General features: G+C 41.7%; 16 protein-coding genes and 2 pseudogenes. 3 read left to right on the top strand and 15 right to left on the bottom strand.

The features are described from left to right. Nucleotides 1-218: 218 nt before the first annotated feature. From C7H79_RS02375 to C7H79_RS02345, 8 genes are all read right to left on the bottom strand, one after another. Nucleotides 219-1,331, bottom strand: a complete 1,113-nt coding sequence (locus C7H79_RS02375) for a phage major capsid protein (protein ID WP_106705699.1) — start codon at nt 1,329-1,331, stop codon at nt 219-221. A gap of 245 nt (nt 1,332-1,576) precedes the next feature. Further along, complete coding sequence (locus tag C7H79_RS02370; RefSeq protein WP_147383557.1) at nt 1,577-1,777, bottom strand: hypothetical protein; 201 nt, start codon at nt 1,775-1,777, stop codon at nt 1,577-1,579. After that, the gene (locus C7H79_RS17825) at nt 1,767-1,919 is read right to left on the bottom strand and encodes a hypothetical protein (protein WP_172592328.1); all 153 of its coding nucleotides are present in this window, start codon (nt 1,917-1,919) and stop codon (nt 1,767-1,769) included. Before C7H79_RS17825 ends, C7H79_RS02370 begins: the two co-directional genes overlap by 11 nt. After that, on the bottom strand, nt 1,916-3,481 hold the full coding sequence (locus tag C7H79_RS02365; protein ID WP_106705697.1) for a DNA primase family protein: 1,566 nt from the start codon (nt 3,479-3,481) through the stop codon (nt 1,916-1,918). The genes C7H79_RS17825 and C7H79_RS02365 overlap by 4 nt, the downstream gene beginning before the upstream one ends. After that, complete coding sequence (locus C7H79_RS02360; RefSeq protein WP_106705696.1) at nt 3,474-4,388, bottom strand: toprim domain-containing protein; 915 nt, start codon at nt 4,386-4,388, stop codon at nt 3,474-3,476. The genes C7H79_RS02365 and C7H79_RS02360 overlap by 8 nt, the downstream gene beginning before the upstream one ends. Continuing rightward, complete coding sequence (locus C7H79_RS02355; protein ID WP_106705695.1) at nt 4,388-4,621, bottom strand: helix-turn-helix domain-containing protein; 234 nt, start codon at nt 4,619-4,621, stop codon at nt 4,388-4,390. Before C7H79_RS02355 ends, C7H79_RS02360 begins: the two co-directional genes overlap by 1 nt. Before the next feature lie 92 nt (nt 4,622-4,713). After that, on the bottom strand, nt 4,714-5,316 hold the full coding sequence (locus C7H79_RS02350) for a hypothetical protein (RefSeq protein ID WP_147383556.1): 603 nt from the start codon (nt 5,314-5,316) through the stop codon (nt 4,714-4,716). Beyond that, a complete protein-coding gene (locus C7H79_RS02345; protein WP_106705693.1) occupies nt 5,306-6,520 on the bottom strand; it encodes a tyrosine-type recombinase/integrase in 1,215 nt (404 codons plus the stop codon). Before C7H79_RS02345 ends, C7H79_RS02350 begins: the two co-directional genes overlap by 11 nt. 971 nt (nt 6,521-7,491) lie before the next feature. Here C7H79_RS02345 and C7H79_RS02340 point away from each other — a divergent pair. Together C7H79_RS02340 and C7H79_RS02335 are read left to right on the top strand one after the other, a co-directional pair. Then, the gene (locus C7H79_RS02340; RefSeq protein ID WP_106705692.1) at nt 7,492-8,238 is read left to right on the top strand and encodes a WD40 repeat domain-containing protein; all 747 of its coding nucleotides are present in this window, start codon (nt 7,492-7,494) and stop codon (nt 8,236-8,238) included. A 36-nt stretch (nt 8,239-8,274) separates the two neighbouring features. Next, a complete protein-coding gene (locus tag C7H79_RS02335) occupies nt 8,275-8,787 on the top strand; it encodes a hypothetical protein (RefSeq protein ID WP_147383555.1) in 513 nt (170 codons plus the stop codon). Nucleotides 8,788-9,121: 334 nt separating this feature from the next. Here the strand turns inward: C7H79_RS02335 and C7H79_RS02330 are convergent, their stop codons facing one another. From C7H79_RS02330 to C7H79_RS18375, 3 genes are all read right to left on the bottom strand, one after another. Then, complete coding sequence (locus tag C7H79_RS02330) at nt 9,122-9,700, bottom strand: calcium-binding protein (RefSeq protein WP_106705690.1); 579 nt, start codon at nt 9,698-9,700, stop codon at nt 9,122-9,124. A gap of 526 nt (nt 9,701-10,226) precedes the next feature. Continuing rightward, complete coding sequence (locus C7H79_RS18380) at nt 10,227-10,604, bottom strand: alpha-ketoglutarate-dependent dioxygenase AlkB family protein (RefSeq protein ID WP_197714580.1); 378 nt, start codon at nt 10,602-10,604, stop codon at nt 10,227-10,229. Continuing rightward, the gene (locus tag C7H79_RS18375; RefSeq protein WP_197714579.1) at nt 10,579-10,851 is read right to left on the bottom strand and encodes a hypothetical protein; all 273 of its coding nucleotides are present in this window, start codon (nt 10,849-10,851) and stop codon (nt 10,579-10,581) included. Before C7H79_RS18375 ends, C7H79_RS18380 begins: the two co-directional genes overlap by 26 nt. Before the next feature lie 1,350 nt (nt 10,852-12,201). On the opposite strand from C7H79_RS18375, the gene C7H79_RS02320 reads away from it, so the two are divergent. After that, nucleotides 12,202-12,693: a DUF4385 domain-containing protein gene (locus C7H79_RS02320; protein WP_106705689.1), complete on the top strand. Its 492-nt coding sequence runs from the start codon at nt 12,202-12,204 to the stop codon at nt 12,691-12,693. Between the two features lie 569 nt (nt 12,694-13,262). On the opposite strand, the gene C7H79_RS19385 is transcribed toward C7H79_RS02320, so the two are convergent. The 4 genes and pseudogenes from C7H79_RS19385 to C7H79_RS02305 all read right to left on the bottom strand — a co-directional run. After that, nucleotides 13,263-13,439 (bottom strand): PLDc N-terminal domain-containing protein, encoded by a 177-nt coding sequence (locus C7H79_RS19385; RefSeq protein WP_106705688.1) that lies wholly within the window; start codon nt 13,437-13,439, stop codon nt 13,263-13,265. A gap of 197 nt (nt 13,440-13,636) precedes the next feature. Further along, the gene (locus tag C7H79_RS17620; RefSeq protein ID WP_147383554.1) at nt 13,637-13,909 is read right to left on the bottom strand and encodes a hypothetical protein; all 273 of its coding nucleotides are present in this window, start codon (nt 13,907-13,909) and stop codon (nt 13,637-13,639) included. A 100-nt stretch (nt 13,910-14,009) separates the two neighbouring features. Beyond that, a pseudogene (locus C7H79_RS02310) lies at nt 14,010-14,486 on the bottom strand (ATP-binding protein); the annotation flags it as partial. Next, nucleotides 14,480-15,211, bottom strand: a pseudogene (locus C7H79_RS02305) (IS110 family RNA-guided transposase); the annotation flags it as partial. The pseudogenes C7H79_RS02310 and C7H79_RS02305, both read right to left, overlap by 7 nt. Between the last annotated feature and the right edge of the window lie 97 nt (nt 15,212-15,308).

Genomic DNA, 15,308 nt, shown 5'->3' with positions numbered 1-15,308 from the left:
ATGATTAGTAACAGAAAGGCTAATGGCGGTACTTTGAGTTTTTACTCTGAAGAAAGGGGCATAGCCTCTTAATTCCCGCCACCAAAGACTACACTCACTGGAATGAGCATAGTCTAAGCGCGGGATGACGGGGTTATTTGTCAATGTGCCACTCTAACCGTCTAACGCACATCCGCTTATATAATCTCTCCTAGCGGCCAGGAGTTGATGCATTGTTATTAAACTACTACTTTCAACTGTCTGTAGAGCGCTTTTGGCTGCACCGTGTAAAAAGCACCGCGCATGTAAGCTACGAGTAAATGTGAAGCTGAGGCGGCCTGATGCCAGCGTACAACCTCAAGCCGTAACTCTTGGCGCATTCCTAGTAATAAACCTTTCTCAAACGATCCCATGATCGATTTGCCTGCAGTCATAGAGCTAGTGAATAAGTCTGACATTGGCAATAATTCAGGCGGTTTAGATATCCAATGGCCGTCTCCTGCTAGCTGAGAGATACGCTTTGTATAATCGGCAGCATTAGAAATAACAGCCTTTGGCCAGTCACCATCTGCAGCGATATGACTACCTGCCGCCGCTATCAAACCGCTCCAGGTCTCAGTATCTTCACCGGCCGCTGATTCAGGTATGTTCGCATCAGCCAGCAATGCAGTAATGCCAAGAGTATCCAATTTCTTCGCCACTGCTGCCGCGATACTTGTCCTTAACAGCAAGTCAAGGTTTGCGCTATCTGCAACAATTTCAACCGATAATGGGATTTGTACGGCTATCATTTCAGGATCTAACACGATCGGTGAGAATACAGGTAATGATTCGCTTATATCGCTTATACCTTCCACATGCGCATATGCGATAGGGTCTGTGTCAATTCTTCCTATAGCCGTTTTACCGTCTAGGGGTAGAGTGAGAGCACCCGATTTAATTAGGGTATTGTTTGCCCGTATACTGTCAATAATCTGACTCGCTAGAAATTCAGGCACCGTTGCCGATCCCCTTTCCAGCACAGAATTATTATGTCCCAATCCCATGCTATTACGTACAAATCCAGAAAGGCTCCACTCCTGATCACCATTTGAAGGTTGAGGGCGAAAATAGCTCGCTAGCCGATCTTCCCGCCCCAGTACTGGAATCTTTTTACCCTGTACAGTTACGGCAAATCGATTCGGCTGGGATACTTCCGCCTTTGGAGTACCATTCAATGGCCGGTTTAAAATCTCTTCCAAACGGTCAGCCTGTTCTTGCAGTCCGTTGAATTTCTCGTCATGTGCAGCTTTGAAAGATCCGAAGGCTTCCATCACTATTTTCATTGGGTCTTGCTGTTGTTGTTCTTTCATTTTATAAGCATCCTTCTTTTTGAATTAATAAAGTTTTTGCTACAAAATGAATATTTCGTTTTGAACACCGCCGTCTCGGTAATCATATCCAGAACTCGATATTTCATTCTTTTTCGATAACATTACCAACTTCCCGTTTGGCTTATGCTCTCGTCACTCAAACCAACCTCTCGTTAGTTGAGTATTCTATCCATTATAACACATAACACGTTGATTTAAAACGGTTATGTGTTATTTTTCCACATTTATTTTATTAAAAATTCACCTGTAGCGTGTCTGTAAAAGTACTGCACTGCTTCAGGGTCTCTCTTGCATTTATCTAGTACAATAAAATGATCTTCTTCTGGCTCTCCAATCTTATGAAGCCAGGCTCGGATCATCTCGATTTGAATTGATTCGTTTGTTGTACAATCAGAATCTTCAATGATGATCATTTCAGTTTGCATATTTTTTCTCACAAAACAAAGTTAGCGAAAAATGCAGCACTTCCAGCATATCCAGCATTGGCGCGGCTTTCATGGCAGCATTTACAGCACCAAAACAGCACTTTCCCGGCAATATGACAGCACTTGAGTTTTTTTTGATCATGATTTGATCCTAATTCCGGAAATTCCTCGGCCACTTCCGCGCCTTGATTCATGCGCACTAATACCTAACGTTTCACAAGTCTGGATCAATAAATCTTTAAAACGCCTTGCTGAAAGTGGTGTTTTGTTTGACCTTAAGCACCATTGAAGAAAATTGGCATATAACCAAGAATCTGAATTTTCATAAGCTGTTTCATATCCTGGCTCTCTAATTTCTCGTTTATCACCGATTTGTGTCCATGCGTTTATATCTGGCTCAATACATTCAAGTAACCAATCAGCAATCGGATTTGTGGCAGTCATTGCATCACGATCAGCATCGCGTATGCGCTCGGGTGGGTTACGAATAATTTGTGATATTTTTTCGAGTGATAACTCTAGCAACCAATTAACAAGCCCAGGCAATTCACTATGTAAAACCGCTTCTTCACCGCCTCGCTCTTGCCATGCCTCTTTTTCTTGGTTGCTGGCTCTACGATTGAAAATTACTGTTATCCGTCGCCTATCCAAGCCACTTGTGTGATCTGTAACCTGCAAAGATTCATTGCTAGCCATGACTACCAAACCTTGAAAAATAAAGCTTCCTGCCTGCTGCTGGTGCTTTCTTTCAAGCCTTATATGATCTTGTCCGGTAATTGCTTTGAGATTGTTGATTGATCCGCCATATTTGTCAGAATCAGAAATTACGGCTAATCTTTTGTTGTAAAGCGCTGCTGTTTCAAAGCGGTTTTGCTCTAATTGATCCAGGCTCGTGTTAGCGGTATTTATTTCACCAATTAATGCTGTGAGTAATCGGATAAACGCACCTTTACCAGTGCCGCCACTGCCTTTTAAATGCAGATACTTTTGGAGATCATTTAAACCATGCAATACTGCCGCCATCCATGCCCTAAGAAAATTAACGGTTGCAATGTCGCCATCTACCGCTTGCATTAACCATGCTTTGATATTGGGGCAATCAGCACCAGCCATATACTCATAAGTTAAACACCACGTTTGCGCATTTCCTGGTGTTATAAATTCCAGCTTTTTAGTTTTTAGATTAAGTAATCCATTTCTAAAAGGTAATTTTTCCTTATCAGATTGTGGTAATGGAAGCATGTTGCCTTCGGTAACAAATAATTTAATTCCGTTTTTGTATGCCGGTTTAAATCCAAGCTTGCCAGTCCCTTTATAAAGCAAATATATAAGCAAGCCATCTGCATGTTGAGGTGATTCCAGCGGCTCCCAATGACTACCTACAAATCTATACCATGTTTGCGATTTAATATCGTGAGCAAGAAAACCGTTTAAAGAATCTTTTACTATCAGCGCAGCTTTTGATTCAATGAGCAAAGATTCACGCTCGCCATTAGGTGTTTTAACTACTATCACCAATGAATCACTGTTAATGTTTGGCATAATGCTGTTTTGGTGCTGCTTTAGTGCTGCTTTATTATCGCTGAAAGCCTTATCTGTGCTGGAAGTGCTGCCTGTGCTGGATTTTTTAACTTTATTTAAAACTTTGTCACTTGAATTAAATGATTTACTGTTTGGATCTTCTGCTTTATCTAAATTAAGCATGATTCCCCCCTGTCAGGTAATCATTCCAATCTTGACCGGGTACAGGCGGGATTAATACTTTACCGCCAATAGATAACGCCGCCTCACGCGCTTTGGTCTGTCCTACGCCTGAAAGGTCGTTATCACCACAAATAATCACTTCACTATCTGGTGATAGCTCTTTGATATTCCGTGCAACTGGTAGCAAGTTTCCGGCATCAAAAGCAATGACAACACGCTGCCCACAATCTTCATAAAGGCTTGCACCCGTAGCAAAGCCTTCGCAAATCAGTATTCTGTCTGTCAGATCGCCAAGAATATGAAAACATCCGCGCTTTCTGGCACCTGAAAGAAAACGTTTCTCACCTTGGGGATTAATAAATTGAAGGTTAACTAACTGGTCAGATTCGTTATAGATTGGGATTGCCACCAACTCATTAAGATATAACCGCGCACCATGGGCCTGTATGCTTTTTCTTTTCAAATAGGCATGCTCTATTAGGCTGTTTGATTCGCTCCAAATATAACGGGCCTTCTTTGCTGCTTTTGCTTGTTTTTGGAGTATCTCTGCTCCTCGCTGCTGCTCGGCTTCCTTGATTTGCTTGATAAGCTCTTGTGGTACTTGCCGGTAACCTTGCCCGAGCATTTTCCAATTTTGGCGAAGACCTGCACGCCAATCACCAAAGATTCCGGCAGGTAGATTATCGTTGTGTAATACATACCAGCCAGTTTCATCCTTTCTATTAATATTTGTGCTGAATCGATGAAGTTTCCCATCAGCAATAATCTTGCCAGAATAATGAATTCCAGCAGCTTGCATTGCTTGGCGAAATTGCTCCTCGATTGATGTATAGTTTTGCGCGAATGTGTTAAAATTTATCTTGTATTTGTTAACACCCGCGCCCTTTGTCAGAAGGGCGTTCTTCATTAAGCCACCTCCCCGCCATGAGTGCGACTATCAAGAAAAGCATCAAGCGCACTCTTACGATATTTGACTAATCGGCCTACTTTTATAAATGGTATGTTATAGCGACCAACACAACGCCAAACAGACAAGGTGTCGTTTGAAACGCCTAGATATTCTGATGCTTCTTTTGGTGTGAATAGTGGATCGCTGGATTGATTCTTGATAACTGCTGAAATTGATGATTGTGCTTGCATATAAACTTCCTCATGTTTGATTAATGCTGAAAAATTCTCAGCAAACACGTGAAGCTTAAATTTATAGAAAGTTAATGTAATCCCGCAAAGTTTTACAATTTCGTGGGATTTCTTCGTTTCTTTGGTTTGGATTGTCCATTCAGGCGATCATAAAACTGACTAACTGCCCTTGCTTCTCTCAGAAAAAAACCTGTAGTTTTTTCCACATCACGGCAATATTCCTCAGCCTGAGTTTTTCCAATATGAAATTTTTCCGCAATTCTTTCAAACAAACCCGCATCAATTGCTTGCTCCACATCTGCTTGAAGAATATTTATGGCCTCCAAATGTACGGCATATTTAAGGTTACGTTTCTTTTTTAATGCATTGAGGTGTGCCCCTTTAGGGATTGGATCTCCAAATACTTCATTCCAATTGTCACTTTTATAATTCGCTATAGTGTCAAAAGCTTTTCTAAAGGCAGATCCCACCCAAGGTGGCATTACTAAGTCACAACGAGCACATTCTCTTATTGCTTGCATCAAAGCAAACTTGTTTCCTTGTATATATTGAGTGTGTAGATTATCTAAGTTATGCAATGCTGCCCATTGAGAAAGTGGTAAAGTTGGATCGGCAAATGATCGTTCAGGGCTTTCAAGCAGCACTGCATCATTTGCTGCTTGCGCTTCTTCAATTGTCCAATTTTTATTTACCAAAATCACCACCTTTAGACCGTCTAATCCGTACAGTACCAGCAGATTTTTTTAATCCCGCCGCCGTTAGCATTGCACTTGTTGCTTTATTGACTGAATCACGCACCGGATCAAGATCAAGTCGAGCATATATAGCCGTGGTGTTTTGATTCTTGTGATTGAGTGATTTACCTATGATTGCCATAGATGCGCCTGTTTTAGCCTGCCAGCTTCCGAGCGTTCGCCTTAGATCATGAATGCGTAGATTTTCGATTCCCGCACTCTCTAGGATTCGCTTCCAGCCTTTCTTTGGCTCCATTAGATGCCCAGCCTTACCGCTGCCGGGAAAAACAAATATGGCGTTATCTGAAGGCTTTCTATTTTGCAATATTTCTAAAGCTTCGGGTGAGAGTGCCACTGTTTGAGGTGTGCCGTTCTTAGTTTCTTCAATTCGCCATTCTGCTCTATTAAAATTTATATCTTGCCACCGCATAGACAATACATTGGATCGTCTCGCACCAGTTAACAATGACATCAGGACATAATCTCGAATTGCTTCGTTTTCTTCTTTTGCGACTGCTTCAAAGAATCGTGGTAACTCATCGCCCTGAATAAATCTATCTCGACTTTTTTCTTTATTTCGCTTTATGCCAATGGCCGGATTAAATTCCCAAAGTCCTGCTGAAATTGCCCACCCGAAAATACTAGATACCAAGGCTAACACTCGGTTTGCTGTAATGTCATGCCCTGCTTTGGTTATGCTGCTATGAATTAATGCTATATCCCTACGATCAATTATTGATAGCTTTTTCCTGCCAAGAGATTCTTCGAGGTAAGTTTTATATTTCGACTCATCTTCACGCCAAGTTCTTTTACTTGGTTTTGAATGACGTTCTAAGTATTCGCAGAATAAGTCAGCAAAAGTTAATTCTGCCTTTTTTCCCCGCTTTACTTCTGCCGGATTTTTGCCATCTGAAATTTCAAAGGCTATTCTTAATGCTTCACGTCTCGCCTGTTCGATCTTCATATCAGGATAACGCCCCAAAGTAATCCGCTCCGGATCGCCACCCTTAATACGTCGATAAACTGAAAAGGTTTTGATGCCGCTCGAAGTAACTCGAAGCTGTAAACCTGAAGTTTCCTTATCATGATATGTGTCTCGCTTGCCAGGACTTGGGGTTGGCAATGCGTCAATAATTATTTTGGTGAAATTGATTTTATTATCCATAATTCCTCACTGGGGTTACACTGGGGTTACACCGGGGTTACATTGTAGAGAAAATACTGTTAATTTTCGTGTAACCCCGTTAATGTCACTTCAATGATAACATACTGTTATATTTACGTACATTAATGTTTATTAATCCGTGGGTATGTATGGAATTTAGGACTTTTAATCCGTTGGTCGCCAGTTCGATCCTGGCACGACCTACCAAATAGAACAGGGGTTAGCTTAAACGCTAATCCCTTTTTTATTTTAGAGCATAGCAAGAGGTTCTAAATCAGATCGTTAGCGACACACATCCTCAGAAATCAAGGCTGGCAGAATGACGATCAGTACCGAACTGAACTTATGCAGAACTCAAACTGGTAATTAATCCTCTGCGTTGAATAGATTGCGATAATCAATAAAAATGCTTTCAAACCAAACCCAATGTGAGCTGAAACATCTTTTTAATCAGACTGCCAACAGTCCAACTTACGCTGAGGGGATACAGTTCTGCATTTCAAATGTTCATCCCTTAAATTGAAATGCATGAAACCGACTTTGAGAAGTAATGACCTGATTCTTACTGGTGTGAAAAGGTCTCATTTGAAAAATAACTCACTATTCGTACTGCAATTAGAGAACGAGCTAATCATTAAGCGAATTTAGCGCAAAATAAACGGTACTTTTATTGTTAAAAGTGATAATCCTAATTACGAATCTGAAGAATCCGATGAATTAACCGCGATATCACTTTATATTATTGGACAAGTTATTTGATTCGGACGTAGAATTTGATTTGATTTCTTGTAAAATGTTGTCACTTTTGAGTGTTCATCTGAATATCATATTTATCATCATCATTTGGAGTGCTGAATCCATGAATAGACATAATATTAACAACTTAAACATATACAACTGGACTTATAAGACAAACTCATCGGATTATTGTGCAACTGATTTGTCTTATTTAGGGGTCACCGATTCACATCATGACCGACCCTAAAACTGAAGAAACGCCCCAGAATCGAAGCAACTTTTGGGAAGGAGCGGAGAGGATCGCTAAGCTTTTCTCGCTCATCGCAATCCCAGTGGTACTTTGTGTTGGCGGCTGGTTGATTCAAAGCTCGCTGGCCGAGCGAAGCGTCAGTCAAGAATACGTGAAGCTCGCCGTCACAATTCTCAAAGAGCCTAAAGACAAAACAGACAATCCCTTGCGCGCGTGGGCAGCAGATCTCCTCAACCAGAATTCTCCGACCAAGTTCAGCCCAGCCGTGCTACAGACACTAAGGGAAGGTCAAGCAACGCTGCCTGCTCAATTAGCCGCGATCCTCCATTCATCAGCCGGGGGAAGTGCATTAGCAGTTTCACCGGATGGCGCTCGACTTGCCACAGGCCACACCGATGGAACAGCCAAGATTTGGGATGCTTCAACTGGCAAGCTGCTCGTTGAACTGCAGGGACACTCAGATTCAGTGACTGCGCTAGCATTCTTACCAGACGCAGCATCGCTTCTTAATGCCAGCCTAGATATGCCCGCACTGCTCTGGGATCTGCACACCGGTCGAGAAATATCCCGCTTGGCTGATCAGACAGACTCATCGGCGTGGCATTCGCGCCCGACGGTAGTTCATTCTTTACCCGATCTCTTGACGGAACCGATGCAGTTTGGACAGTTGATGGAAGCATGCTTTCACGGTTTCGGATCGGGGAGTAGTGATGCACAAATTCAAGCCTAAGCAACTACTGACCCCTAACCCGTCGATCAAACGGATGTGCCTACGGTACGCCACATACCTGCAACGTTAGCAACCATGATCAAACCACTGTTTGGAGCGCAGGACGATGAATGGGTAACTATGGTCGGCCGATACTTGCTCAATATGGGGGCCATCGAAATGGCCACCAGGTCAATCATCGTGAAAGTCACGGGCAGTGATAGCGCGCCGATATTCTCAGATAACTTAGCTGCGCGTATCGGCTTCGTCCGAAAGCACTATCCGCGCGAGGATAAAGATAAGCATTCGGCAGCGATGGTGACATTTGAAGTGGCACTTAAGCTCACAACCTTTAGAAATATCGTGGCACATAGCCCAATTGCTGTCACCGAAGCCAAGGACGGCACTTTTACGATTCTCGGTATCCTTGGCTTAACACCAACAAGTATAGAAAATGTCGGAGAACTAATTTCTCTTGAGGAGTTGAAAGGCCGCGTAAATGAATCGAGCGCCATCGCAAGAAGGCTACTCGATATGCAGCCTGATTATGTAAGGGTGTTGCCAAGTTAACTTTCGTAGGATGGTGAAGACACGGAATTTAATGACCTTAATTTACCAGTACCTTTTCCACAACGCAAAGACTCCTTGTCTCAGATTTCGGTAATGGCTAAATGACGACCAAGATTAAATAGATTGCACACCATAGTAATATGGACGCAAAGAATCGCTGCGTCTGTACCTTAGACTGGAACCATAGGCTCCCCGTTCTTTTACCCGTACACATTGCGTACTGAATGATTTTTGGTGGTAATCGATGGTATTTGTGTCGCTAAATATTTGATCCCATTATTATCGCTCAGGTTAAGTTAACTTGGCAGTATTCTTAAAAGCTTAGGCTGGTTCATTAAGAAAAGCCAACCATGTCGGCAGTTAAATCACTTGACTGTATTCCGATTAGAGTGATAGATGCGACATCATTAACAAAATGAACAACAACACCTTCACTGGTATCTTCGAAGCTACTAATTTCTGATACTAATTTCTCAAGACTATCAATACCGGTAGAATCTGATTCAAAAATCAATAAATCTGCGGAAGCTTCAAAGTCTTGCACGGTGTAATTACCAGCAGCATAAAAACTGAACTGATCGTTACCGGCTCCACCAGTTAAATCATCACTACCCCCACCCGCATGGAGTACGTCATCACCTAAATCCCCTAAGAGAATATCATCCCCCTCACCTCCGTCCAAATGATCATCGCCCTCACCGCCGTTGAGATTATCATTCCCCTCTCCGCCAATGAGAACGTCATTGCCTAAATCACCTGTCAAAACATCATTGCCTGCCCCACCATCAAGTCCGTCATCGCCCCCGCCGCCAGTGAGAGTATTATCTCCGTCACCTGCGTGGAAATGGTCATTATTATCGTCTCCAGTAAAATCATCTTGCCCGGTGGATTCATCATCTATACTTATACTCATATCAATTGCTCCTACTGAATAGTTAAAAAAGTTTATTCTGCATATGCAATAAAAATACTGTCGTTATTAATCGCATTGGCTAAAAAGTCCTACCATTTCGTACTTCCCTTACAAAAGGCCTACAAATTTATTTTCTTTTTCGGCCACTACTTAGATTGTCGGGGCACGTCTCGATTCTTCATTTAATCTCAACTGATCTCCATAAAGAATCTATTTCATTACAGTATCGTTTTCATACAATTAAATATGTACGGTGGCGCACCTAAAAAAAATATCTTATAACATTCCGTGTGGCTAAATTATCAAATAGTTTCTCAAGTATTTTGTCCGAATACTACTACACGAATGGTTGAATCAAGACATGCAAAGGATCTAGCTAAGTGATTCTTAGGCGCCCCTGCTCTATTAAACTTGGACGTCATCTGGCATTACCGGAAAGGAGACTTGATGGCTTAGATGTGAACTTGGCATAAAGGCAAGAATTCCAGCGTTGGGGTTCACTATGAGAATTAACTAGACAGTATTTTCATGACGCATCCAGGCTGTTACTTACAATCATTCTAAATGTAAAATTTACTCTAGATGTATGTACTAATTTGGATGGAGGTAATCTATGAACCCAGTGGTTTTGGGTTGTTCCTTTCATAACTAAAAGGCTGCCATGGCCAAGCATAAGCGAAATCGTCTGCTTGTCCTTTTTATGCTTAAATGAAAATTTCCGTACCGCTCTGAAGCTTAAGGAACCAATTGCACCATCTTTCTTTAAATCCTTTTCCTCATCACTGTGCCATGCCATCCCTTCAGAGCCGTCATGATAAAGATTGAGCAAACATGAATTGAATTTCTCACCACTAACCTGTTCGACAGTAGCCTTCAAATCAAGTAAATTCTGTGTCCAAGGCAAAGCTTGCCTGGTGATTTTCGAATAGGTAATTTAGACGCCGAATCCGCATACCATGCGACAAGACGTTTGGTGAAAATGTGTTGCTCATGATAATCGCCTCATCAGGCGTCCATGCGATATTCCTCAAAACCCTCGATAAAAAATTATCCGATTCTTCCAGTGATAAAATCGGCCCGTAATAATTCACTTGACCGTCTTTGGTCAAAAGGTTTTCTGAGATATCTGAAGCGTAAGCAAATAAATCCATTTCTTGTTTTCTTTTTTCTACAATAACATGAAAAACATTGCTCTAGCTTGTCGTATGCGAGTTATTATTTTTAAGCTACAGCTAGCAAATTACTCTGCCACAAGCAAAACATCAACTTGGCTGTAGACTTTCCTTTCTTTTGACTTAACTGCTGTCAATGATTACCCGTTCACGTCTGCTGGCAAATTTCTATTTATAAATTGTTTTTTTAAGATTGTTATGAAATGAGGTGGACAAAACTGTTTAATAAGTGCCGGATAAACGAGGAAATCCGATATCTTCATAAACAATTTCGCCCGTAGAAATAGGCAGCGCGTGCAATCAAGGGAGGAGATATACACGCGCCATTTGGAAGGGAAGTGATTTTTTTATACAAGTAGAATATAGAAATATCACAGTAGTAATTATCCCGCATGTTTAATTATCTTCTGTGCGGTGACTAACTTATCTTTAAATTTATTAAACAATTAACTCGCGCATAGAAAAATTTTATTCGATTCAGTAACGGTATAAAACTATACCTGATTAGCGCTGCGTAGCTCCCATCTACGAAAAGAAATAGGATACGCATGAAATCTTTCTGGGAAACCAATGAAAAATATTTTCTTGTTACACAAAACATCATAAATAATTTAGTAACTAATAAAACTTACTTTTCGCATTTTTATCTTCAGGCAGGGATCGCTATAAAAGGGTGGGCGAAACTGTGCGGGAAGAGTTGGGGCTGATGGAGAACAAACGTCTTCCTATCTTATACAGTTTCGCCCATAAAATTAGCGCGTGCGTCAAGGGCGAAAGACTTACGCGCTTAGGAGTCTAGATTATTATCCTGCTTGTAAATTTTATCTTCTGTGCGGGTGCTAACCTATCGTTATAATTATTTGAGCTCTAACTTGCAAACGTTAATGGTGTTTGATAATTTGCCATCGTTCATTAGCAAGTGCCTGAGGTTGTTTTTTCCCATAGTCATTTTGAATCATTTAAATAAAGCCAATAATCATAACTTCTATAATTTATAACGAAACAGCCAAACATGACATAGCACCTGTCCTAATTATGTAATGCAACCGTAACGCAAATATATTAAGTAAAATAGGAATTATTAAGAAATTCGGGCATTTGCCCTGAGCTTTCACACCAGACAATTGGTTGAAAAAGCGTTAGGCGAAGTTTCAGGCTTAGCTATTCATTACATATCTCAATTCTATAAAATATTCGACACAGATTAGTCAACATATTTCAGTCAAAAGTTTTCATGTTAAGTGGACTGGGACGACCCGCAAATTATCCGCTGCTTTTATCTATGCTATAAAAAGAGGAAAATAACCTTTTAGAAGATGCCTTTAAGCTATGACGAAGAAAAATGAGATGCCAAGTTATTTACATTTTGACAAATCATCTTACGCTTGGAGGGATGATGTTAATTACCGTAATCAACCAGAAGAATATCGGGTTGGCAAGGGCGAACAAGATGTTTTGATCTGCGAACCATACAAAAGCGAAATTGGCCAACATTGGCGTTTTAAAACTGCTAATTTGGCAAATGAGAGCAGTACAAAGATATATAATCTTTTCAATAAATATTTAAATAATGACGAATTTGTAGGGGCTGATATGGCCCGTAAATATTTGCAAATGGGTTTCACACGTGCGCGCCGTTACGCCAATTATCAAGGGGGGAAGAAATATAATCATGACAACAATTATGAAGTTAACAAGAAAGGAACCGATGATCCTGAAAAAGCCATAAGCGCGGAAATATTTTATGCAAAATGGAAAGAAACTGAAGCCAACGAAAAATATAAAAAAATGAAAAAGGATTGGAAAAAGAAATTCGGCTGAATGCCCATGTTTTAAATACTTTGTATTATCACGTTCATTTCGTTGAAATGCGCCAGTTTGTTGAAATATTAATCATTATGAAAAAGATCACCACCACTAGGCTGATAGCTATGTACCAAACTTATGTATTTACTCTTAATCTTCATAAAGAGTTTTAATGCCCCTAATCTGAGAATAGTTCTGTCGCCTTATCTTTTGAGAAGCGGTCTTTCTTAACTTGACAATTTTTCCCATATCTTTAGCTGAATCTTGCGTTAATGCCTAGGCGATTTTTTTTGCATTGTAGGAGTCCTCGAAGTAGCACCCATTGAGCGTTTTGCCATTCAGCGTGGTGTGTCACGCTTCAATTCCGAAATCCTATACGGATGCCTTTCAAATCGAGCATCTAACTCAGCCAGTATCTTGTCATTCGTAATCTCACTATTTCCCCTTAGGCTTTTAATTCCAGGGTGTGATTACTTCTTGGTTTTTGCATACTCGCTCTTTTTTGCCTACTATTACACGGTTTTAGTTGAGCATGATTATCACTTACCGCTTAACGTACTGTCTGAATTTGCGATGCCACTTATCTATCTAGGACCTAAAAAATACCATAGGATAAGACCAACTATAGGCAGAAGCAATATTAGTACGATCCATAGCACTTTGTTTCCTGTGCCCGCTGAACTTTGTACAACCTTAACAATCGCCCATACATTAAGGATTAATAAAATAAGACCAGAAAGGCCACTTACTTCAATACCCATGATTTATTCCTCTATATTTATTAAAATAATCAAAATTTTGAATCAATTTTAAAGTAAACAACTAATCCAAAATAACTTTGGGTAAAAATCAGGAAGAGAAAATTACCTACGTAACATTTGGACCTTTCCTAACATTTTACTCAAAACCAGCGGCTTGAAACAGATAGCTGGCATGCCTGTAGGTGGCGAATTACAATTCACGCTGCCATCGGTGTATGAAGTAAATCTCGGCAATGTGATTTCCACCGGTACTCGTTGATATTTGCCTTTGCCCAACACATCATTTCCGCCTGATCAAGATACTCGCACCTGAGAGTGCCGATTAGCATTTCGAGGAAATGGAACGTGGGGAGCGTTTTGATTTCGTCGATCTCCAGTATTCTCAGATTGGCATGCCATCGATGAAAGGTAAAAAAGAATCGATCGAGACCAGTTAAGTTAGGAGCCCATTGCCGGGATGCGTATTCCACTGAATGCTGCCACTGATTCCACGCGAAGGCTGCCACCTAAATCGGTAAAAGCTGCCACCCTATCGAAGCGAAGCGACGCAGGTTTTTTATTTTTACTTGGTTAGTCAGTTTCTGTCAATTTAGCTTGTTTCTTTCGCATAGATTCTCCTCTTAAATTGATCTTAAAGGCGTTATGAACCAATCGATCCATAATGGCGTCTGCCAAGGTTGCATCACCAATAATGGCGTGCCATTGATCCATGGGTAATTGACTGGTGATGATCGTCGCGCGTGATCCATGTCGGTCTTCCAGGATTTCCAGCAAATCACGGCACTGTTCTGCAATTTATTTTTCCAGTCCCCAATCATCCAGAATCAGGACATCGGTTTTGGCCAGACGTGCCAACAGCTTGACATAACTGCCATCGCCTCTGGCCAATGGCAGTTCCTGCAACAATCTTGGCAGGCGCTGATACCAAGCGGTATGGCTTTCTCTGCATACTTTGTTTGCCTGGGCACAAGCGATCCAGGATTTACCAACGCCGGTTGGGCCGCTAATCAGGATATTGATGGGTTTTTTCACCCATTGGCTTTTGGAACCAATCCGAACCATGCCGAAAGCTGCCTTCCGTTTTTGAATCCCGCAGCATCTCCCACAGTTGCCACAATGGCACTCGCCGTGATCGGACCAATGCCGGGAATGGCTTCAAGTCTTTGACTGGCTTCGTTTTCCTTGTGCCATAGCTTGATCTGCAATTCAAGCTCTTCCGCCTGTCGATCTAATTCCTTGAGGTGAGTGTTCAGTCTTTCCAATAACTTGCGCAGGGTACCTGGTAAACCGTTCTCGGCATCTTCCAGTATATCCGGTATACGTTTGTTGATGGATCGGATGCCCTGAGGTATCACAACACCAAACTCAGAGAGTAAACCACGCATCTGATTTGCCTGCGCGGTTCTGGCTTTGACGAAGCCTTGTCTAGCACGGTGTATCGACAGGATGGCCTGTTGCTCAACGTTTTTGATCGGTACAAAACGCATGTTGGGTCGGCTCACTGCTTCACAAACCGCTTCTGCATCTGCCATGTCATGCTTGTTGGTCTTCACATAAGGTTTGACGAACTGGGGTGACATGAGTTTGACAGTATGCCCAAATTCGCCCAGCTTTCTCGCCCAATGGTGTGAGCTACCGCAGGCTTCCATGCCAATCAGGCAGGGATCCAGATTGGCAAAGAACCTCGCCATCTCGCTGCGGCGCAGTTGCTTACGTAGCAAAGCCTTGCCGTGTATATCCACCCCGTGAATCTGAAATACTTCTTTTGCCAAGTTAAATTACCTCCGGCAGAGCCGGAGGCTTATCGCTGGAGCCCCTCAAAGGGGCTGTTTGCGAGCCGCTGAAGCGACACCTATATACCCAGTTTCA

It is taken from the genome of Nitrosomonas supralitoralis (assembly GCF_003011925.2).
Taxonomy (GTDB): Bacteria; Pseudomonadota; Gammaproteobacteria; order Burkholderiales; family Nitrosomonadaceae; genus Nitrosomonas; species Nitrosomonas supralitoralis.
This window is presented reverse-complemented; position numbering and strand designations above follow the sequence as displayed.